Source organism: Bradyrhizobium sp. NAS80.1 (assembly GCF_001908205.1).
GTDB lineage: Bacteria > Pseudomonadota > Alphaproteobacteria > Rhizobiales > Xanthobacteraceae > Bradyrhizobium.
This window is the reverse complement of sequence record NZ_LGHL01000099.1, coordinates 1-20,634: the sequence shown is the minus strand read 5'-3', so window position 1 is coordinate 20,634 and position 20,634 is coordinate 1. Positions and strand designations below refer to the sequence as shown.

Genomic DNA, 20,634 nt, shown 5'->3' with positions numbered 1-20,634 from the left:
GCCGATACGGCCCGACCTTTTGTGGCTGGCGCGTGAGCTGCTGCCGATTACACTCATCTCAACCAAAACGGCGAAAATCAAAACAGCCGGTGGTGACGGGTGGGAAGGCAGGGATGGGCAAGCGTCGTTTGTTGATGGCGTCGGTTTCGACCGGGCTGGTGTCGGGACTGGTCTTCGTATCAGGTGCGGGGGCCGCGCAGGATGAAGAGACCAACGTCCAGAACCTGCCGGCGGTCGAGGTGACGGCGCCGCCGAAGTCGACGGCAAGGCGCACCGCGCCAACGCGGCCGGTCGCGCGGGTGGCGGGGGCGCCGTCGTCCCGGCCCAAGCCACGCATTTACGTCTACCCGACCGCACCGGGCGCCGGCAGAGGTCTCGATGTCGACAAGGTTCCGTCAGCCATCAACGCTGTCGATGCCAGCCAGATCAAGCGCACCGCCTCGCCGGATATCGCCGTTGCCCTGCAGCAGTACGTGCCCGGTCTCAGCATCAATGAGGTGACCGGCAATCCCTTTCAACCCGACGTGCAATTTCGCGGATTCGTCGCCTCACCCCTGGCCGGCACGCCACAGGGCCTCGCCGTCTACCAGAACGGCGTGCGCATCAACGAGGCGTTTTCCGACATCGTCAATTGGGATCTGATCCCGACGGCGGCGATACGATCGGCGGTGGTCGTGACCAACAATCCGACGTTCGGCCTCAATGCGCTCGGCGGCGCCATCGATCTGCAGATGAAGAACGGCTTTAATTATCAAGGTGCCGAGATCGATATCATGGGCGGCTCATTCGGCCGCATTCAGGGCTCAGCACAATGGGGCAAGCAGGTCGACAACAACTGGGCAGCCTACGGAGCGCTCGAAGGCATTCACGACAATGGCTTCCGCAATTTCTCGTCATCCGACGTCCGGCGCTTCTATGGCGATGTCGGGTATCGCTTCGAAGGCAACGAATTCCACCTCAACCTGGGTCTCGCCAACAATTCCCTGGCAGGACCCAGCACTGTTCCGGCCGAATTACTCCAGCAATATTGGGGTGCGACCTATACAACTCCGCAAACCACTTCCAACAAGGTCGGCTATCTCAACCTGACCGGCAAGGTGGAGGCGACGCCGACCTGGACCTTTGAGGGCACGGCGCATTTGCGGGGCTTCAGGCAAAATACCGTGGACGGAAACCCGACCGGCGCCCAGCCCTGTGCCGATCCGACGCTCTTGTGCTTTGGCGATGATACGGTCCCCGCCTTTGGCCTGAATGGCGCTCAGCTTGTCAATCCGTTTGCGCCGGGTGCCATACTCGGCGAGATCGATCGCACCAGCACGAGGTCGACCACGTTTGGCGTATCCGGGCAGGCGACCAACAGCGACCAGCTGTTCGGTCATGAGAACCGCTTCGTGATCGGCGCAAGCTATGATGTCAGCAGCACGCGCTTCACCGGTAGCGCCGAATTGGCAACGATAGGCACGAACTATCTCGTCACGGGCAGCGGCATATTCCTGGGTCCGTCCGGTGCTCCGACATCGATTGGCCCCGTGTCGCTTCGTACCGTCAACCAATATCAGGGTCTCTATGCGCTCGACACGTTCAACGTCGACGATCGCTTTGCGGTCACGGCAGGCGGGCGATTCAATGCGGCCCATATCTCCCTGATGGATCAGCTTGGCACCGCGCTCAATGGCGATCATCAATATGATCGATTCAATCCCATCATCGGCGGCACCTACAAGATCACGTCTGAAGTGACCGCCTATGCGGGCTATTCCGAAGCCAACCGGGTGCCGACCCCTCTCGAACTCGGCTGCGCCGATCCGGCGAGACCGTGCATCATCGGACAGTTTCTGGTCGCCGATCCGCCACTGCAGCAAGTCGTAGCCAAGACCGTGGAAGCGGGCTTCCGCGGCACCAAGGAATTGAACATCGGCTCGCTCGGCTGGAAGATCGGCGCCTTCCGTGCCACCAACTACAACGACATTCACGCGGTGCCGACTCCGGATTTAACGGGATTCGGCTTTTTCCAGAACGTCGGCCGGACGCGCCGGCAGGGGATCGAAGCCGAGGTGAGCATCAAGTCGAATGCGCTTCAGTTCCAGGCGAGCTATGCGTTCCTGGACGCGCGCTTTCTCGACGCACTCCAGCTCGGCTCGAACAGCCCGTTCGCCGACGCCGACGGCAACATCCAGGTCCTGCCGGGCGACCACATTCCGCGCCTGCCGAGCCACCTCGTCAAAGCCAGCGTCGAATATGCAGTTACCGACGTTTGGAAGGTCGGCGGCGACGCGCTCTTTGTCTCGAGCCAATATTTCGTCGGCGACGAGTCCAACCAGTTTCCGAAGTTGCCGTCCTATACCGTGTTCAATGTCCACACCTCCTACCAGATCACCAAGAACTTCCAGATCTACGGTCGCGTTAACAACCTCTTCGACAACCGCTACTCGACTCTGGGCACCTTCTTTGACAGGGGAGCCTTGCCCAATTTCACCAACGGTGGCGCGGAATTCACCGACCCGCGTTCGCTCAGCCCGGCAAGGCCGCGCGCGTTCTATGCGGGGATGCGGGTGACGTTCTAGGCATGTTCGTGCGGGCAGCGCTCGTCAATGCCCCATTCCGGGCTCTACCTTGCCGTCGAAAATTTCCGTGTTTGGCTGTCCTTCGACGTGCAGGATACCGACGAGCCCCCGCTCAGCCCGCGCGATCGCATGATCGAGGAGGGTATAGTTGCCGGGGAAATCAACCTTGAACTCGGCGATAACGGCGCCGCCCGCGGGGACCGTTACGGTTTGGATACCCCGCAGCGGCTCGCTGGTCGTGCCGCCAAGAAAGTAGACCTTGTCGAATATCTCTCCGATGAGATGGAACGATGAGGTGAAGTTCGGACCACCGACACCGAAATAGATGCGGACGGTTTCGCCGACCTTCGCTTGCAGCGGGTGGAAGCTGGAAAGCGCGCCAACCGATCCATTGAAGACAAAATATTCGGGACGTTCGTTCAGCAACTTCTCGACGTTGAATTCCTGACTGCCGTGCTGGCCGAATGCCCCGTCGGTATAGATCTCTCCTTGCATCACATAGTATTCGCGGTCGACCGGCGGCAGACCGCCCTCTGGTTCGACCAGGATCATCCCGTACATGCCGTTGGCGATGTGTTGGGCAACCATCGGCGTTGCGCAGTGATACACAAACAGGCCCTGGGTCAGCGCCTTGAACCTGAAGCTCTTCTCCTCGCCCGGATTGGTCTGGGTGGCCGCAGCGCCGCCGCCGGGGCCGGTGGCCGCGTGGAAGTCGACCGAGTGCAGCATCGAGCTGTTGTCGGAGTTTTTCAGATGTACTTCGACCGTGTCGCCGACGCGGACGCGCAGCATCGGGCCCGGTACCTTGCCGTTGAAAGTCCAGTAGCCGAACGTCGTGCCTTCTGTGAGCCGCGCCTCAAGCTCGACAGTGACAAGGTCGACCCGCACCGTCTGCGGGCCTCGATTGCCCACGGAAGGTGGCACGTCGCTTGGCTTCTGCGAAATGTCGGCCTCCACCACCGTCTGTGGCGGCGGCTGAGGCGTCACGAGGAATTTTCCTTCCATGCCGGACAGTCGGTGCCCGGGCACGCTGCAGAAATAAGCATAGTCGCCGGCCTTGGCGGCAGGGAACGCAATGCTGGTGCTGGCGCCTCTTCCAACGATGTGCGCCGAGCTTCCTGCAGGTCCCTGATTGTCAAAGACGATATCGTGCTCGGCGCCCTCACCGTTGATCAGCGTCACCTGGACAACCTGGCCCTCGGCAGCGGACAACACGGGATTGACCTGACCGTCGATCGAGCCGCCCACGCCAATGAACACCATGCGGCCTTCTGCGATTCCGGTGCGAAGCGTATAGCGCAGCCCCGGAACATAGTTTGCTCCAGGGGCCGTTGCCGGCGAGGTCGGAGGCACCGCCTCGGTCGTTGGCGCTGCCGGCCCACGAGCCTGAGCATTCTGCGCCGCCGGTGCTGGAGCCGCAGCCGTGCCAGCCGACTTCGAAGTTTCGGTGAGCAAGGCGATGACGGCGTTGCGTTCGCGCTCGGTCTTCAGTCCTGGGAAAGGCATCTTGTTGCCCGGCACGACTTTCTGCGGGTCGGTGAGATAGGCATCCAGCGTCGCGGCATCCCAGGTCAGGTTGCTCGCCTTCATGGCGGGTGAGAAATTGTAGCCGGGCACGTCACCAGCCTTCTCACCGACGATTTTCGCGAGCGACGGCCCAACGCCGTTCTTGCCTGCGTCGAGCGAATGGCAAGCCTGGCACTTCCTGAATACCTGGCGGCCCTCGGCGGCGTCGCCTGTCATCGCGGGCTGAGACGTTGCGACGGCCGCTGCTGGCGTCGGCGCATGGTCGTGCACCATGGGTGCGGCCGGCTGCGCGCTCTGGGCCATTTGGGCCGGCGGTGGTGCGCCAGCCGCAGTCGTGGACGCAGCCGTCTGATCCGTCTTCGGAGCGGGCGCAGCAGGAGCCGCGGCCTTGGCATTTGCATCGGAGGCTTGCTTGCTGGCAGTCCCGACATTTGCTTCGGCGCCCTGTTTTGCATTGGAGGGAGCGGTTGCCGTCTGTTTGGCGTTTGGAGTGGTTGCAGCAGCCGGCGAGGCCTGCGGTTTCGGCGCTTCATCTTGTTTGGAAGATGTAGCTGCAACAGGCTTCGGCGGTTCGGGGACCGGTTGGAGCATGGCCACGATACCGATCACGCCCGCGATTGCCGCAAGGCCGACGATCAGAACCCGCCATTGCTGAAGCCTCCCCAGATCCATCCACCCATGTGAGCGTCCCCTCGTAAGCCAGCCGTCGGCCGAAGGATTTCGTCACCGGCCAATGCGCCGTGGGATCAAGTTTGACGCGTCCAACCCGCGGCGATAGCATGCCGTCGGCACAGTTAGCTCCGGTTGAGCAAACAATCGGCTTCCCACCATCGTAGTGTTTGACTTAAATCAAGCTTCGGCGGGTAGACGGGAGTGCGAGCCTGAGACCGCCTTCTGCTCGCTTCTGACACAAAACGAACTGAACTTTTCGCGCACCGTCCCTCTGGAACGCCGGCCAGGCGCAAGCCCCGATACATCCGTTCGCGTAATGCAAAATGGGTTGGATGATCGCTCAGTGTTGGACAGAGTCTCGCGGCGCCGTTCAGGCGTGCGCTTTCACAAATGCCTGACGGGCAGCGCTGAGCGTTGAGTTGTCGGGGGATTGTCTGCGAACTGCGGCCGGTGGAAACCGGCAAAGACCATTTCCCCCAGGACCATTTCCCCCAGGACCATTTCGCCCAAGACCATTTCGCCGAAGACCATTTCACCGAGGTCACCGTGGAATTGCCAAATAGTCGCGCTTGGTTGGGAGTCGGGCATGCCTCGAGGTCGGTCGTGAATTCGTCCAATGAAGATCCGTTGGTCTCCCATGGCCTGAGCCCGAAGGAAGACGTGTCGTGTCGGACGGCCGTCGATCGGGCCACCCGACAACATCCGGCCTCTCGATCCAGGCCGGTGATGTTGCCGCTTCGCCCCGCCTTGCTATGCTTCGCGGCGCTGGCCATGCTTGCGTTCGGCCTCACTAAACTCCACGCCCAGGGGGCGGCGGTCCCTGACAGGGAATTGGTGGTGGCGACCAAGGCGGCGCCGCCGTTTGCAATGAAGCATCCGGACGGGAGCTGGAGCGGTCTCAGCATTACGCTATGGAAAAAGATCGCGGATCAGGAGCATCTGCGTTTCCGCCTGGTCGAAACCCAGAGTGTCCCGGATCTGCTGGACGGCGTTGCGAACGGCACGTTCGATGCCGGAGTTGCCGCGGTGACAGTGACTGCCGCGCGTGCGCACAGCGTCGACTTTACCCAACCCTTCTACAATACCGGGCTTGGGGTCGCGGTGCCGATCAATGAAAATCCGTGGGTCGCGATCGGGCGCGCGCTTCTTTCCTTCGGCTTTTTCCAGGCTGTCGGCGTGCTGCTTTGTTTCGCAATGGGAGTCGGCTTTCTCATATGGGTGTTCGAGCGACGCAAGACGGAACACTTTGGCGGAGGCGCGAAAGGACTAGGCTCCAGCTTCTGGTGGTCGACGATCGCGATGACCCAGGCCGGGGCCGCCCATAATGCTCCAGCAACTCTTCCAGGCCGGATCGTCGCAATGGGATGGATGATCGCATCCGTGATCGCAATCGCCGTATTCACCGCCGGTATCACGTCCACGCTGACGCGCAGAGGCCTCGAAGGTGCCGTTCACGGCTTCAACGATCTTCGCTCCGTACGTGTCGGCGCGGTCGCGAACTCCCCGACGACCGATTACTTCGGCCATCAGCGGCTGTCCTTTCAAGCATTTCCCGATATCCAAAGCGGCCTCTCGGCGTTGGAAGCCGGCAAGATAGATGCCTTCGTCCATGACAAGCCGTTGCTGACCTGGATGGTCCGCAATGACTTTTCGAGTGCGATCCGCGTCGTCGATACCAGCTTCAGCAGCGAGAGTTATGCGATCGTACTGCCCAAAAACAGCGCGTTGCGGCCAATGCTCGATCTCGCTGTTCTCGATCAAGTCGAGAGCGATTGGTGGCAACAAACGCTGTTCGAGACCCTCGGGACTGCTCGGTCACCCTGATGCTCTCGTGGCGACCCACCGGCCTACATGCTGGTCCAACAGCGCCGCGCATGCCGATATTGATCTATCGTAAGAGTGAATCCGGAACCCGGGCCCAGCCTAACGTTCCGACGGCGTCGATATGTCCAGACAATCGGGAGGTGAAGCATGTACCGGCATATTCTCATTCCGACAGATGGGTCGGAGCTGGCGGAGCGTGGGGTGGCGCATGGGTTGGCGTTGGCGAAATCCGTTGGAGCGAGGGTATCCATCATCTACGTTGTGGAGCCGCTTCTTGCCGTCACCGGCGACTTTGCAAGTGTGTTGGATCACGCGGCAAATAGAGCCAGGGAGGTCGGTGTTCCCTGCGAGACCATTCAGGTGGAGAATGTGCCACCCGATCAAGCCATCGTCGCAGCGGCCGAGGACCAAGGCTGCGATCTCATTGTCATGTCATGGCATGGGCGTAGCGGACTTTCGACGCTTCTCATCGGCAGCGTGACAAACAAGGTGATGACCTACGCGAAAACCCCCGTGCTGGTTTGTCGGTGAATGACGGGAAACGCGCAGGCAGGACGTCGCGGCCACCACGCCAAGCGGCTTGAAGGCATGTGACGAAAGGAAGGGCTGGAGGGTCACTTAACGAAGAGAGCAATCAGCAATATTGCGACCGGCAAGAGCCCGAGACATGTCACGCCAATCGCAAAAAACCTGTCATTTTCAAGAGTCTCTCTGATATGCCGACGCATCAGCCATGTTCCCCCAACCTTAACACAGCTTCATTTGCGGCCGAAGCATGCGCCAGCTAAGCACAATCGCAAGCGAAGGCAACGGTGGCGAAAATGGCCGGAGAAATCTCAGGCAGTTCAGATGCAGCATTGACGAAGCGCCAGAAGCAATCGGCGATTGTCGGCAGGTTGTTAGTGGCCTGCTTCGTGGCGATGCGCAGCGGTTACCCTCGCAAGCACGTCGGCGCGGTGTTTGAAGAGCTTCTGGTCGCGATGATGATTCGTGTGAGCGACGAGGTCGGCGCACCGCCGCGCACGGCCTCCGACATTTCCAAATATCTCGGGCTCCCGCGCTCGAACGTCCGACGCTGCCTCGAGGCGCTGATCGGCGAAGGCGTGGTTCGCAAGGTGCATGAACACGGCCATACGGGCGAACTGGACTGGCTCGCGTCGCGGATTGATGCGGAGTACTTCCTCAAAATTCGGAACGCGATCATCGCCGCGGCTGACGAGCTGAAGGCGCTTGACGCGCCCGCCCGTTGATCGGCGCTTGCCGGGCTGGCGCCGCTGTCGCGGCAAGCGAGGTGCGCGGAGAACGACGCCCAGAGAGCGAATACGCGCCGTTGCGGGCGCGCAACACACCCCTCTAAATCGTCAGAAGCAGCCTCCTTCCGCAGCTCAGCACGGCCGGCTGCCTCGACCATGGCCCATCCTTGCGATAGCCTCTGGCGCATGGTGGACTGATGCGTCGACGGCTAGAACGATGTCTTCCGATCATCCTGCTCGCGCTGGTGATGCAGATCCTGGCGCCGATCGCGGCGTATTGGACCACCGGCATCGCGGTCGCCGACCCGCTGGAATCGGCCAGCATTTGCCATAGTGGCACGCCCGCCGGGGCAGGCGATCAGGATCACGGGCCATACGCCCATGACGGCCTCTGCGCGATCTGCGTAAGCCATGCGGCGGCGGCCCTTGATGCCCCCCAGCCTGTCGCCATCGTTCAGTTCGCCCGTCAGTTCCGCCCCGTTCGTTGGCTCGACGCGGAATTGAGGCCCGCACCATCCCGCATCGGCTCGAACTCCCAAGCGCGAGCACCTCCGCCATTGGCGTGAACAAGGCGGCCAACGGCCGCTGCATTTGCACGTCAACCTGCGGAGACGTTCCATGTCCATCTCTCATGCGCGTGCAGGCCTTTGGGGCGCTGCGATTGCGCTTATTCCTCTCTCGGGAAGTGTCGCCCACGAAATCGTCGGCAACCGCTTCTTTCCGGCGACACTCACGATCGACGATCCCGGTGTGAACGACGAACTGTCGCTGCCGACAGTCGATAGTTTCAAGACCGGCGACATTCCGCCTGTTCGGCAGCGGGATGTGTCCGGCGAATTCTCCAAACGGATCACCGAGGATTTTGGCGTGTCGTTTGGTTCGACCTATTCCTTCCTGAACACCGTCGATCCGACGTTGGCCGGAGCCAACGGGTTTCAGAACCTGGAGACCACGTTCAAATATCGGGTCTTCAAGGATCCCGCGCATGAATTTGTGATGTCAGTCGGCCTCAGCGTCGAATGGGGCGGCACCGGGGATTCGAATGTCGGCGCGGAGCGCTTCAACACCTACACACCGACCATCTTTTTCGGCAAAGGCCTCGGCGATTTGCCGGACACACTGTCGTGGCTGAGGCCCCTGGCGATCACGGGCCAGGTAGGCTACGCGATCCCAGCCCGCAATTTCACCACGACGTTCGGCATCGATCCCGATACCGGCGCTCAGACGACCGATACCGAATTCCATCCGCGTGTGCTGAACTGGGGTGCCAGCATTCAATACAGCATGCCTTATCTGAAGTCCTCGGTGATCGACCTCGGCCTGCCGGATTTCATCAATCACCTAATCCCGCTGGTCGAAGCCAGTCTGCAGACGCCAATTTCGAACACGCTGACCTCGGGCACGCTGACGACAGGGACCATCAATCCCGGAGTTCTCTGGGTCGGTAACAAGTTTCAGATCGGCGTCGAGGCGCTGATTCCGATCAACCGGCAAAGCGGAACCAATGTCGGCGTGATCGCTCAACTGCACTTGTACCTCGACGACGTCGATCCGCACGGTATCGGCAAGCCGATCTTCGGTGGCCCGGTCCAGCCCGCCAACCCCTTTCCGAGGAATTGATCGATGCGATGCTCTTCCCTGATCCTGATCCTTCCGCTGCTGTCGCTGCTTGCGACGGGCGAAGCGGTGGCCCACGCCTTTCTCGATCACGCGGAGCCGCGGGTCGGCAACACGGTCGCAAGCCCTCCGCACGGGGTAACCCTGTGGTTCACCCAGAAGCTGGAGCCGGCGTTCAGCACCGTTACGGTCACCGGCCCGACCGGGCAGCGGGTCGACGCCGGCAAGCCGCGCGTCAGCGGCAACCAAATGTCGGTCTCACTGAAGCCGGCCGGAAGCGGCACCTACCACGTCAACTGGCGCGTGCTATCGGTAGACACCCACACGACCGACGGGAGTTTCACCTTCCAGGTCGGTCCATAGAGCACCGTCGCGATGGACTGGTCCGCTGGAGGAGCGCCGATGATTGCGACGCGCGCCGTGCACTTCGCGGCTACAGCGATAACTGTCGGAAGCATTGTTTTCGACAGCTTCATCGCTATGCCTGTCTTGCGGCACGACACCACGGCCGCCGCCTCATTTCGGAAGCGCACGCGGCGGGTGATGTGGATCGGTCTCGTCGTCGCCGTAGTCTCCGGCGCGATTTGGCTAATGCTGCAAGCGGCCTCGATGAGCGGAATGCCGCTCCACGAGGCTCTAACGGTTGATGTGCTTTCGACTGTCGTCAACGAAACGCAATTCGGTGAGGTGACGACGATTCGCGCGGGTCTTGCAATCTGCCTGGCAGCCTGTCTCGCGTATGACCGCGGGGCGACCACACGATGGCTAGGGCTCGCAGCGGCCATTGGGTTTGCAGGCAGCCTTGCGTGGACCGGACATGCCGGCTCGACCATTGGCGCAACCGGCTATCTGCATCTGGGTGCAGATGCGCTGCATGCGGTGGCTGCGGCGGTTTGGATCGGCGGCCTGGTGTCACTGATCATTCTTTTGGCGACAACCGAGGTGCGTAACGACATATCGCCAGCCCGCGATGCCGTCCGACGATTTTCGGTTCTGGGCATCGTGAGCGTATCGGTCCTTCTGCTCAGCGGCATTGTCAACGCCGTCATTCTGGTCGGCTCGCTCCACGGGCTGATCGCGACCGAATATGGGCGCCTGCTGATGCTGAAAGTGGCGATGTTCGTGCCGATGCTCGCCCTCGCTGCCATCAACCGTTACCGCTTGACGCCGCGGCTCGCTTCCACTGCAAACCGGCAATCGTCTATCGCGCTAGATCAACTGATCCGAAACAGTGTGATCGAGACGATATTCGGACTGGTTATCCTTGTCATTGTAGCAGTGCTCGGAACGCTACATCCGGCTGTTCACTTGGTCGCCCTTACGGCCGCCTGGTGACTTGCGACCATCGAAGGCGTTGCCGCGTAGGAGTCTACCCGCCCGAGGTCCGCTTTCGCGCCAGAACCGGTCATCAACGAGAGTTCGGCTTGTGGTCGGCCCAATTCGGACGTCCAGTGAGGTCAGCCATGGCGCCGCAATCGGAGGCGTAGCGGACCTCATAAGCGCACTGACTGCCGCGCGGGATTTTGAGTACACGCCCTGGTTCGAGAGTAGCGCTCTTTTCAGTGCTTGCGTTGTGACCCTCGAACTTCCGACCTTCGCATCGTCAGCATTGATGACCAGTCGGCATTGCTGGACTGCGCCGGATACTGCGCCCCAGACCGACGGCAGTAGTTGCTGTCCCTTGGGACAATTTCGCGTTGAGACCGGACGTGTCTAAGCTCGGTTCCCGGTATCGCAGAAGGGAGACAACCATGGGATCCCTCGAAGCGTTCATTCATTACGAGAACCTGACCCTGTTCAAGAAGCAGCTGGCCGCTCCCCAACTATCCGACGAGCGACGGCAAATGTTGCTGAGGCTGCTGGCTGAAGAAGAAGCCAAAGGCCGCCTCGACAGGACCTGTCGTTCCGACCGTCGCTTACCGCAGAGCGAATGACGTGATTGAGTACGAACTGTTGCGGGATCAGGGCATCCTCACTGTCTCGCCGACCGGTCCGCTTTCGGCGGACGACTTTGCGCGACTGGCGCGAGAGGTCGACCCGATCATTGCGGCGAACGGGAAGCCGATCAGAAGACCGCGGCGCTGGCGTGGCTTGAGGGCGTCGGGCCGAAGTCCGCCACTGCCATCGCATCACATGTAGAGTAGTCCGATGTGGGTCCTGATGTATGTCTTTTCCTATTCGGTCAGTCCCGCCGCGACCAGCGACAAGGCGGAATGGCGGCTGCTCCCGACCGTGGTGTTTCAGGAGTTCTCGAGCGAAGAGCGATGCAAGGCGGCCAAGGCGTCACTCGAAGGCAGCCTCAAGCATGCCGGCGACAGGTTGAGAAGCGGCCTGGAGGACCTCAAAAGCATAGGCAAGGCCGATCCGTCCCAGATCATCATCGCCTACAATGTGGAATGCCTTCCAAAGTAATGCAGGGCAGGGCCATCGCGTTGAAGCGATTGCCGTACGAGGTCTGCACCCCTAAGAACCTGACCGCTCCACCGCAGCAGGTCAGAGATACTTGGCGATCAGCCTGAAATCCTTCAGCGCCGCGCGGCCTTTCGCCCCCCGACAGCTTGAGAGTCTCCTCGAGACAGTGATTGATGTGATCGTGGATCAATGCCTTCTTGGCATTTTCGATCGCGCTCTCCACGGCCTGCAACTGCTGCGCTATTTGGACGCACGGCTCACCCTGCTCGACCATCTCGATGATCTTCTCGAGGTGGCCGTTGGCGCGCTTCAGGCGCTGGGCAATCGCGGTGTGCGGATGGTCTTGCATACGTTCTCCAATCCCCCGGGGAGGATATCCATGATCCTCCTGGCAGGATAGCAATGATCCCCCCCGGAGGATAGCCGAATTCGCTTGACAGCGATCTGTGTCAGGCGTACGGCCCGATTGTCGGAACATTCGTTCCTGACCGGGCGTAAAACCCCGACCACGAGCCATCAACGAAGGCACATGGGCAGTAGCAACTTTGGCGGCACAATCCCGGCGACGACGGGGCCAGTGACGCCGCAGGACATAGAACCCGATCGCGCAGGCTTCAGCCGCGTGGATGGGTGGTCAGCTTTCGTCTGACCGCCAGATCCTCACCGGCCTGCCGCATGATCGCGGAAGTGGAGGTGAGCGATGTTCACAAGACTCGCAAGATTTCGGTCGTTTGAGCCGCGGCGCGTGGCGTACGCGGCGCAACCGGTCACGCATTCCAATGACAACCTGGAGGGTTTTCGCCGCCCGCAGGGCCGGCGTCTGCGTCCAAACCGGGCGCTGGCATGTCATTGGTACCTGGTCGACGGCCACCTGGAATGCCGGTGGGACGTCGCGGACAACGGTGAGCTTCCGACAGCCAATCTTGATCATCAACGCATCGCGGACCGGACTTCCGGCCCGCGATTGGTTCGCCGCGCCGCATTGAAGGCGTGGGCAAGCAGCAGCTAGAGGTGCGCATGGACGAGGGACCTAGTTGTCCCGCTGCGTGCCCTCGGGTCGCTGCAGTGGGAATCCCTTCGGGGAATGACAGCAAGTTTGGACTGGCCGCTGTTCAGGGCGGCGGAGGTGGCGCGCGCGTCTAGCGGCTCCGCACGCCTCGCGCCGTGCCTGAATGGCACCCGAGGCGACGGAGCAAGCGATGACCGAGGTCGTCAAACAATCTGAATCACAACTCCCCCATCGGCGTAGACGCGCCATCAGACCAATCACGGAAACCCGGAAGCGCGGCGGACCGACGCCTTTGGCGGCGCCCGAACTCCCGACGCAGGCCGAACTGGAGCGCCTGCATTCGTCGTTGTCTGCGGTGACACCGGAGAATCATCCCCGCACGGCACGGCTGCTCGGATCGAGCACCCGCAAGACAGCACAGAAGGTCATCGAAGAGGCCGGCGAGGTCGCTATCGAGGCCGTCAAACATCACAACGAGGGCATCATCCGCGAAAGCGCGGACCTGCTCTACCACCTCGTCGCGCTGTGGCACCGCGCCGGCATCGATCCGGCCGCGGTATGGACCGAGATGCGGTGGCGCGCCGACGCCTTCGGCATTGCCGAGAAGCGCCCGAAAACCTCCAAAACCGAACAGGCAAGACCGAACAGGAATGACACATGACCGTCGCGAACGAATTCAACTCGCTAACCTCCGGCAATGACGCGGCCGCGCCATCGATCCGAACCGCCGTGCTGGACCATGCTCATCTCGGCGACATTCACGGCGCGTTCGGCTCCATCGCCGAGGACGACGTGGCCCCCCGCGCGACCTTCCATGCGCGGCTGAGGACGCTGCTCGCGATCGTCGGACCCGGCCTGATCGTGATGGTCGGCGACAATGACGCCGGCGCGTTCTCGACCTACACGCAGGCCGGGCAGAACTACGGCACCACGCTGTTGTGGACCCTGATGCTTCTGATTCCGGTGCTGTACGTCAATCAGGAGATGGTGGTGCGGCTGGGCGCGGTGACGGGCGTCGGCCACGCGCGGCTGATCTTTGAGCGCTTCGGAAAGTTCTGGGGCGCATTCAGCGTGATCGACCTCCTGGTTCTCAACGCACTGACGATCGTGACCGAGTTCATCGGCATCACGCTCGCGCTGAGCTATCTCGGACTGTCGCAGTTCTGGGGCGTGCTGGCATCCGCCGCGATCATCATGATCGCAGTTTCGACCGGGAATTTCCGCCGCTTCGAGCGTTTCAGCGTCGTCCTCGTCTTTGGCAGCCTCCTGCTGGTGCCCGTCATCCTGATGGTGCACCCGCCGATCGGGCAGATCGCAGCCGACTTCCTGGTGCCGAAGATGCCGAAGGACGCGAAGCTCAGCGAGGTGATGCTGCTGATCGTCGCCATCGTCGGCACCACGGTCGCGCCATGGCAGTTGTTCTTTCAGCAGAGCTACATCGTCGACAAGCGCATCACCCCGCGCTTCATCCGCTATGAGCGTTGGGACCTCTGCCTTGGAATTGTTCTTGTGATCGTCGGGGCAGTGTCGATGATCGGGTTCTGCGCACAGATCTTCGCCGGGCAGCCCGAATTTGGCAACTACACCGACGCGTTGGGGACCGTCGTCGGGCTTGAGAGGTATGCGGGCAGGCTTCCGGCCGTGCTGTTTGCCCTCGCGCTGCTGGATGCCTGCATCATCGGCGCGGCGGCGGTCTCCCTCGCAACCGCTTACGCTATCGGCGACGTTTTCGCGGTCAAGCACTCGTTGCACCGCAGTCCGCGGGACGCGAAAGGATTCTACAGCGTCTATTTCGGCCTCATCATCCTTGCCGCGGTGGTCGTGCTCACGCCCGGAACGCCGCTCGGCCTGCTGACCAATGCGGTGCAGACACTTGCTGGCGTGCTGCTGCCGAGCGCGACCGTGTTCCTGCTCCTGCTTTGCAACGATCGCGACATCCTGGGCCCCTGGGTCAACTCGCGCCGGTTGAACCTGTTCACGGGCGCAGTGGTCGCTGCATTGGTGATGCTCTCGATCATTCTGACGGCATCGGTGATGTTCCCCGACCTCGACGAGCAATGGATCATCGGCATCCTGATCGGCGGCAGCCTGCTCGCGATCGTCGTGACTGCTCAGGTCAAGCTGTACGAGCTCTGGGCTCGACAAAAGGCTCCCGTCAGGCTTGAGCCGCACCAGCCCAGGCAGAATCGCGACACCTGGCGGACGCCGCCGCTCGAGCAGCTGTCGCCGGCACGCCTCAGCGTGCTGAGCCGGATCTGGATGATCGTGCTGCGCGCCTATCTCGTCCTCGCCGCCGGTCTCGTGCTGCTGCGCATCATCGAGCTCGCGACGGTGGGGGCATGACGAGGGCCGCTCTCCGCCAGGCTAGCCGCCGGGGGCGCGATCGCGCTGTTCAGGCTGGCCGGCGCTGTGTTGCGCGGCGCCACCGCCCTCTATTTCCGACGCACGATCTCGGCCCGGCAGATGCGGGCCGCACTTACGGCTGTGAGATGTCTTGAACGAACCGGCGCCCTGCTCGCGCTGGGAAGACTGCCGCCTTCCGCTTCGCGGCCGGTGGAAAAGGAACGTACCAATGATTGCGTCGATTGATCAATCCGCACTTAATCTCGCGGTCGCGACCCTGCTGGGCTCGAGCATCGGCTTCGAGCGGCAATGGCGCCAGCGCATGGCGGGCCTGCGCACCAACACGCTGGTCGCGATCGGCGCGGCGAGCTTCGTGATCTTCGCGGGTCTGATCCGTGGCGAGACAAGCCCGACCCGCGTCGCCGCACAGGTTGTCTCCGGCATCGGCTTCCTCGGCGCGGGGATCATTTTCCGCGAAGGGCTGCACGTCACCGGCCTCAACACGGCCGCCACCCTGTGGTGCTCTGCCGCCGTTGGCCTGCTTTCAGGCGTCGGACATCCGCTGCATGCCGCGCTTGCAACTGGCTTTGTCGTGTTGGTGAACCTCGTGATGCGACCGCTGGTGCGGCTGATAAACCGGGCGCCCATCGTGCAGGCCGAAACCGATTTTCACTACCGCGTGCGCGTGGTCTGCCGCAGCCCGGAAGAGGCGCATATCCGCGCGCTGCTGCTGCAGGGTACGGGAAATGGTCAACTTAGCCTGCGGCAGTTGGACAGCACCGACCTCGAAGGCAATGACCGCGTCGAGGTCACCGCGTGTCTCACCGCACAAACCAAGAGCGATGCTCTGCTCGAGCAAATCGTCGGTCGTCTCAGCCTCGAAGCCACGGTGTCGGCCGCGAGCTGGCGGGTCGAGCCGGCCGTTGAATAGACCTTCAATCCAGACAGACCGAGTTGAGACATGAAGAGAGCGAACAGAATTCCGCACGACCGTTGCAACGCCGCCGAGGCAGCCATCGACCGGACGCAAGAATGGGATGCCGGCCGGGCTCGCGGCGACACCGGTCTGGCGGCAGGCGGGCGCGCCTGTTGGACAAACGTCATCAGGGCGCGCCATTCCAATTTCCACCTCCAAACTTGCAAATGCGAATTATTTGCAATAATGGTGAGCCAGGAAATGAGCCAGCCTTCGTTCGCGCGCCGATCGCAAGAACCAGTGAATTTGGCTTGCGATGGGGAACGTGACCTCATGTCAGAGGTAATTAAGCACCGCCAATCCAACACCAAGGAGGCGCGAGGGCGCAGTGCTGGGTGCAGGGGGCATCACATTATTAAGATTAAGCGCCGCTTGCGCATCCGCGAAGGAAGGCTTGCCGGTCTTGCGCTGGGCGCGCTGGCGTTTGCAAATCCCGCTGCCGCCGCCGACCTTGCCATCAAGGCTCCCGCGCTGAAGACCGTCTATGATTGGACCGGTCTCTATATCGGTGGTCATGTTGGATACGCGAAAGGCCGCGGCGAACCGACACTGCCGGATCTGGGAGATCCATCGAGCACGTCGTCTTTTGGTGCCATCTATGGGGGCGCCCAGATCGGATACAATGTCCTGCTGCCGTCGCGAGTCTTGCTCGGCGTGGAGGCAGACCTTTCGTTTCCCAACTATCTCAGCAGCAACAGCTTGGCCTGGTGGGGACCTCGAGCGCGAGGGACCATTTTCGACCAGGTTGATTATCTGGGAACTCTCAGAGGCAGGGTTGGCTACGTATTCGATCGCTGGCTGGTTTACGGGACCGGGGGTGTTGCATGGGCGGGTGGCCGCTTCGTGCAGACCGATCCTGTCTCCGGCGACGATCAGAAGCAAATCGCTGTACGAACCGGATGGAGCGTTGGAGCCGGTTTTGAATACGCCATCGACCGCGACTGGAGCGCACGGGTAGAATATCTCTACAGCCATCTGGGTCCGACCCAGGTGATGCTTGCGTCGGGCGAACGCTACGTTTCGCAGTTCGATATGAACATGCTGAGGCTTGGACTGAACTACAAACTCACCAATCCAGGCATTCATGGAAGCGACGGAGAACGGCAGCTGAGCAACAGCGACTTCTGGGAAATTCACGGCCAGATGACGTACGTGCAGCAGGGGTATCCAAGCTTCCGCGCCCCGTATTCGGGTGAGAACAGTCTGCCGCCGGCGGCCCAGAGCAAGAACACGTGGACGGCAAGCGCCTTCATTTCTGCAAGGCCGTGGGAGGGCGGCGAGATCTACTTCAATCCGGAATTGCTTCAGGGATTCGGACTCAGCGATACCGTTGGCGCGGCCGGCTTCCCCAACGGCGAAGCGCAGAAGTCGGACTTTCCCTATCCTCACTACAACGTTTCGCGGCTGTTCCTGCGCCAGACATTCGGCCTGGGCGGTGAACAGGAGGCTATCGAGAGCAGCTACGGTCAAATGCCCGGCAAGAAAGACATCTCGCGGCTGACGTTGCAGGTCGGCAAGTTCGCGGTACACGATGTCTTCGACAACAACGCGTTTGCGCAGGATCCCCGCGTGGACTTCCTCAACTGGTCGATCTGGGCTGCCGGCGCATTCGACTACCCGGCGGATAAGGTCGGTTTGACTTATGGCGCCGTGGCCGAGTTGAATCAGCGGTCATGGGCGCTCCGAGGCGGTTATTTCCTCATTGGCGATCAGTCGAATTCCAACAACTTCGACATGGCGGTGTTCAGGCGCGGCGGCTACGTCGCGGAGCTCGAGGAGCGATACTCGCTGTTCTCGCAGCCCGGAAAGCTGCGCATCACGGGATGGATGAACGAGTCCTTCGCGGGCAACTTTCGCGATGCCGTGAGCCTGCTTTTGGCGAATCTAGGGCTTGATGCGAACAGCGCCATAGTCGCAACACGACAAGGCCGCCCAACCTATGGCTACGTTGTCAATCTCGAGCAGTCGATCACTGAAGATATCGGAGCTTTCGCGCGGTGGAGTTGGAATAGCGGACAGAACGAGATTTCGGCGTTCACCGACATCAACTCCAGTCTCTCGCTCGGCACCTCCATCAGAGGAACCGCGTGGGGACGCCCGGATGACAAGATTGGTATCGCCGGCGCATTCAACGGCATCTCCAAGGACTATCAGGCTTTCGTTGCAGCAGGAGGTACAGGCGTTCTGATTGGCGACGGTATGCTGAACTACAGCTCTGAGCGGGTTCTCGAGGCCTTCTATGCCTGGAGACTCGCAAAAGATACGACGCTGACGTTCGACTATCAGTACCTGACGAACCCGGCCTACAATGCAGATCGAGGCCCGATCTCGGTCTTCTCGGGGCGGCTCCATTCGGAGTTCTAGAGCATGATCCGACCCGAGGGGCCGCGTTAGCGCAAAGCGTGAAGCGGTCTTCCCTCGCGACAAACGCGGAACGCGTTTGCGCGGAGATCATGCTCAAACAATAACCTAAAGCGCGATGACGTCCCAATCTCATCGCGCTCTAGGGTGCCGTTGACCAAAGCGACGCTGAATGGCGGCGCGATCTTTCCGAGGCCACTCAATCGGCGGCCTCGTTTTTGTAGTTGCCGTCATTCTAGGCCAGTACCCATCTGTGGACGCCCCGCGAGATGCAAGCGATTTTTGAAGAAGATCGGCACGTAGTCGGATGCTGCCATCTGTCCGGCCTCTGATGGTGCAGCGATGAAGCTGCGGGCCCGTATGGGAGTTCGCGGACCGAAACCAAATCATAAACGCGTGCTCTGGGCACGATGGGTACACCTGGTTCTTCCGGCCCCGTCTCGCCGACTGTTGCGCCATACCCTCCTTCGACCGACTACATCTCTGACGACCTCAGTCCCACCAAGATCAAGCCTTGGCTGAGACCGGAGCCCTGTAATTTTCGCGCTTTACAAGTAACGCCCAGACGATCCGGGCCATCTTGTTCGCAAGCGCGACCGTTACCAGCATGCGAGGTTTGCGAGTCAACATCTGTTCGAGCCAGGAACCCTTTGGCGCTCCGCGTTTGCTCGCCTGTTGCACAACAGCGCTGCTGCCGATGATGAGGAGGCGCCTGAGCGTTCGCTCCCCCATCTTGGACGTCGCGCCAAGCTTCTGTTTGCCACCCGTCGATTTTTGAAGAGGCGTGAGACCCAACCAGGCGGCAAAGTCGCGGCCCTTGACGAAGGTTTCGATCGGCGGTGCCAGGGCGGCGATCGCGGTGGCGGAGATCGGGCCGATGCCAGGAATGGTCATCAGCCTGCGCGATACCTCGTCCTCGCGAGCGCGTCGCGCGATCTCCTTGTCGAGATCCGCGATCTTGCCATTCAACTCGGCGAGAAGGTCTAGCATCACTCGGAACATGGGACGGGCCGCTTCGGGAAGGGAGCTGGCCATCGCTTCTTCCTCGATCATGTCGGCAAGCGTCGCCACATGCGATGGCCCCTTGGGCGCTATCCAACCATATTCCGTGAGGTGTCCTCGGATCGCGTTGATGAGCTGGGTTCGTTGCCGCACCAACAGGTCCCGGGTTCGAAACACCAGACCCGCAGCCTGTTGCTCTTCACTCTTCACGGCAACGAACCGCATGCTCGGCCGCTGCGCAGCTTCGCAGATCGCCTCGGCATCAATCGCGTCGTTCTTTTGCCGCTTTACAAACGGCTTTACATAAGCGGGCGGGATCAGCCGAACCTCGTGGCCAAGCTGCGCGAGCTGTCGGGCCCAGTGATGAGCTCCGCCACATGCCTCTAAAGCTACCGTGCAACTCGGCTGGGCTGCGAAGAAATCCAAGAGCTTTCCTCGGCTGATCCGTTTGCTGAATACAGCCCGTCCTTTCCCGTCCGCTCCATGAACGTGGAAAACATGCTTAGCGATATCCAGACCGATTGTGCTAACGTGCAACACGGACGCCTCCCTTAAGTGGTGCTAAACACCTCCACTTTGGCACATCGATGCCGTCGGCGGGGCGTCCACCCCATCATAAACCCTGCGGCGTGATGCGACCAAGGCGATGTCCGCTTTGCCGGGCGGTAGCGACCAAGTCCGTGCCACAGCGCAATATGTCGCGATGGGCCAAGAAGAGACGTCGCTATCTTCGCCGCTCAGTCAAGCAAGTTTAGGGGGCGCGGACCTGTTTCCTTGGGAAGGGGACCGGCAGGCCGGTAGTTGTTGAGGAGGACGCCCCTTAGCGTGCTCCGCGGTGCAACCAGAGAGAGGCCACGTGGCGGGACGCCATTTTCGAAGCACCTTCGCTCGTGCAGTTAGTTCCGAAAAGGAGCATACTTGAGGGGCACACTTGATGTGTGAATGTGAATCCAACAGGAGGCCAACATGCGAAGCATTCGATTGGTCGTTTATGCAATGGTATTCACCCCATGTTCTTTGCTCGCCCAACCTGCAGATCTGGGACAATCGGACTTCGACACGGTATCAATAGCT

The 20,634-nt window shown here is 61.3% G+C and carries 17 protein-coding genes; 14 read left to right on the top strand and 3 right to left on the bottom strand.

Annotated features, from left to right (window positions below):
• Positions 1-113 precede the first annotated feature (113 nt).
• Entirely contained in the window at positions 114-2,564 is a 2,451-nt protein-coding gene (locus AC629_RS22390) for a TonB-dependent receptor (protein WP_210419092.1), read from the top strand.
• Positions 2,565-2,588: 24 nt separating this feature from the next.
• Here AC629_RS22390 and nirK read toward each other — a convergent pair whose 3' ends face one another.
• The gene (gene nirK, locus AC629_RS22385; RefSeq protein WP_245331972.1) at positions 2,589-4,394 is read right to left on the bottom strand and encodes a copper-containing nitrite reductase; all 1,806 of its coding nucleotides are present in this window, start codon (positions 4,392-4,394) and stop codon (positions 2,589-2,591) included.
• An 819-nt stretch (positions 4,395-5,213) separates the two neighbouring features.
• Between nirK and AC629_RS22375 the strand changes: the two genes are divergently transcribed.
• The 9 genes from AC629_RS22375 (at position 5,214) to AC629_RS22335 (ending at position 11,869) form a co-directional block, all read left to right on the top strand.
• Entirely contained in the window at positions 5,214-6,587 is a 1,374-nt protein-coding gene (locus AC629_RS22375; protein WP_245331971.1) for a transporter substrate-binding domain-containing protein, read from the top strand.
• A 147-nt stretch (positions 6,588-6,734) separates the two neighbouring features.
• Positions 6,735-7,118 carry a universal stress protein gene (locus AC629_RS22370; RefSeq protein ID WP_084807140.1) on the top strand — a complete coding sequence of 128 codons (384 nt, stop codon included), beginning with the start codon at positions 6,735-6,737 and terminating at the stop codon, positions 7,116-7,118.
• Positions 7,119-7,408: 290 nt separating this feature from the next.
• Positions 7,409-7,837: a helix-turn-helix domain-containing protein gene (locus AC629_RS22365; protein WP_084807139.1), complete on the top strand. Its 429-nt coding sequence runs from the start codon at positions 7,409-7,411 to the stop codon at positions 7,835-7,837.
• Positions 7,838-8,037: 200 nt separating this feature from the next.
• Positions 8,038-8,406: a DUF2946 domain-containing protein gene (locus AC629_RS22360; RefSeq protein ID WP_084807138.1), complete on the top strand. Its 369-nt coding sequence runs from the start codon at positions 8,038-8,040 to the stop codon at positions 8,404-8,406.
• Between the two features lie 52 nt (positions 8,407-8,458).
• Complete coding sequence (locus AC629_RS22355) at positions 8,459-9,460, top strand: hypothetical protein (RefSeq protein WP_084807137.1); 1,002 nt, start codon at positions 8,459-8,461, stop codon at positions 9,458-9,460.
• A gap of 3 nt (positions 9,461-9,463) precedes the next feature.
• Positions 9,464-9,820: a copper resistance CopC family protein gene (locus AC629_RS22350; RefSeq protein ID WP_084807136.1), complete on the top strand. Its 357-nt coding sequence runs from the start codon at positions 9,464-9,466 to the stop codon at positions 9,818-9,820.
• 39 nt (positions 9,821-9,859) lie between these two features.
• A complete protein-coding gene (copD, locus tag AC629_RS22345) occupies positions 9,860-10,792 on the top strand; it encodes a copper homeostasis membrane protein CopD (RefSeq protein ID WP_245331970.1) in 933 nt (310 codons plus the stop codon).
• Between the two features lie 416 nt (positions 10,793-11,208).
• On the top strand, positions 11,209-11,391 hold the full coding sequence (locus AC629_RS22340) for a hypothetical protein (protein WP_084807134.1): 183 nt from the start codon (positions 11,209-11,211) through the stop codon (positions 11,389-11,391).
• Positions 11,392-11,605: 214 nt separating this feature from the next.
• The gene (locus AC629_RS22335) at positions 11,606-11,869 is read left to right on the top strand and encodes a hypothetical protein (protein ID WP_084807133.1); all 264 of its coding nucleotides are present in this window, start codon (positions 11,606-11,608) and stop codon (positions 11,867-11,869) included.
• Here AC629_RS22335 and AC629_RS50660 read toward each other — a convergent pair.
• On the bottom strand, positions 11,835-12,143 hold the full coding sequence (locus AC629_RS50660; RefSeq protein WP_502693052.1) for a metal-sensing transcriptional repressor: 309 nt from the start codon (positions 12,141-12,143) through the stop codon (positions 11,835-11,837). The genes AC629_RS22335 and AC629_RS50660 overlap by 35 nt on opposite strands.
• A 925-nt stretch (positions 12,144-13,068) precedes the next feature.
• Between AC629_RS50660 and hisE the strand changes: the two genes are divergently transcribed.
• The 4 genes from hisE to AC629_RS22305 all read left to right on the top strand — a co-directional run bounded on the left by hisE (position 13,069) and on the right by AC629_RS22305 (position 18,561).
• The gene (hisE, locus tag AC629_RS22320) at positions 13,069-13,539 is read left to right on the top strand and encodes a phosphoribosyl-ATP diphosphatase (protein ID WP_084807151.1); all 471 of its coding nucleotides are present in this window, start codon (positions 13,069-13,071) and stop codon (positions 13,537-13,539) included.
• Positions 13,536-15,221, top strand: coding sequence for an NRAMP family divalent metal transporter (locus AC629_RS22315; RefSeq protein ID WP_084807131.1), 1,686 nt, complete (start codon positions 13,536-13,538; stop codon positions 15,219-15,221). The genes hisE and AC629_RS22315 overlap by 4 nt, the downstream gene beginning before the upstream one ends.
• A 229-nt stretch (positions 15,222-15,450) precedes the next feature.
• On the top strand, positions 15,451-16,152 hold the full coding sequence (locus AC629_RS22310; RefSeq protein ID WP_084807130.1) for an MgtC/SapB family protein: 702 nt from the start codon (positions 15,451-15,453) through the stop codon (positions 16,150-16,152).
• Positions 16,153-16,182: 30 nt separating this feature from the next.
• Positions 16,183-18,561: a carbohydrate porin gene (locus tag AC629_RS22305; RefSeq protein WP_245331968.1), complete on the top strand. Its 2,379-nt coding sequence runs from the start codon at positions 16,183-16,185 to the stop codon at positions 18,559-18,561.
• A 504-nt stretch (positions 18,562-19,065) separates the two neighbouring features.
• Here AC629_RS22305 and AC629_RS22300 read toward each other — a convergent pair.
• Complete coding sequence (locus AC629_RS22300) at positions 19,066-20,100, bottom strand: IS110 family RNA-guided transposase (protein ID WP_084807129.1); 1,035 nt, start codon at positions 20,098-20,100, stop codon at positions 19,066-19,068.
• Between the last annotated feature and the right edge of the window lie 534 nt (positions 20,101-20,634).

What these genes read in the sequence shown, in the direction of transcription:
- AC629_RS22390 (WP_210419092.1), top strand. Translation starts at nt 114, where the DNA reads ATGGGCAAGCGTCGTTTGTTGATGGCGTCGGTTTCGACCGGGCTGGTG.
- nirK (WP_245331972.1), bottom strand. Translation starts at nt 4,394, where the DNA reads ATGGCCCAGAGCGCGCAGCCGGCCGCACCCATGGTGCACGACCATGCG.
- AC629_RS22370 (WP_084807140.1), top strand. Translation starts at nt 6,735, where the DNA reads ATGTACCGGCATATTCTCATTCCGACAGATGGGTCGGAGCTGGCGGAG.
- AC629_RS22365 (WP_084807139.1), top strand. Translation starts at nt 7,409, where the DNA reads ATGGCCGGAGAAATCTCAGGCAGTTCAGATGCAGCATTGACGAAGCGC.
- AC629_RS22360 (WP_084807138.1), top strand. Translation starts at nt 8,038, where the DNA reads ATGCGTCGACGGCTAGAACGATGTCTTCCGATCATCCTGCTCGCGCTG.
- AC629_RS22355 (WP_084807137.1), top strand. Translation starts at nt 8,459, where the DNA reads ATGTCCATCTCTCATGCGCGTGCAGGCCTTTGGGGCGCTGCGATTGCG.
- AC629_RS22350 (WP_084807136.1), top strand. Translation starts at nt 9,464, where the DNA reads ATGCGATGCTCTTCCCTGATCCTGATCCTTCCGCTGCTGTCGCTGCTT.
- copD (WP_245331970.1), top strand. Translation starts at nt 9,860, where the DNA reads ATGATTGCGACGCGCGCCGTGCACTTCGCGGCTACAGCGATAACTGTC.
- AC629_RS22340 (WP_084807134.1), top strand. Translation starts at nt 11,209, where the DNA reads ATGGGATCCCTCGAAGCGTTCATTCATTACGAGAACCTGACCCTGTTC.
- AC629_RS22335 (WP_084807133.1), top strand. Translation starts at nt 11,606, where the DNA reads ATGTGGGTCCTGATGTATGTCTTTTCCTATTCGGTCAGTCCCGCCGCG.
- AC629_RS50660 (WP_502693052.1), bottom strand. Translation starts at nt 12,143, where the DNA reads ATGGTCGAGCAGGGTGAGCCGTGCGTCCAAATAGCGCAGCAGTTGCAG.
- hisE (WP_084807151.1), top strand. Translation starts at nt 13,069, where the DNA reads ATGACCGAGGTCGTCAAACAATCTGAATCACAACTCCCCCATCGGCGT.
- AC629_RS22315 (WP_084807131.1), top strand. Translation starts at nt 13,536, where the DNA reads ATGACCGTCGCGAACGAATTCAACTCGCTAACCTCCGGCAATGACGCG.
- AC629_RS22310 (WP_084807130.1), top strand. Translation starts at nt 15,451, where the DNA reads ATGATTGCGTCGATTGATCAATCCGCACTTAATCTCGCGGTCGCGACC.
- AC629_RS22305 (WP_245331968.1), top strand. Translation starts at nt 16,183, where the DNA reads ATGAAGAGAGCGAACAGAATTCCGCACGACCGTTGCAACGCCGCCGAG.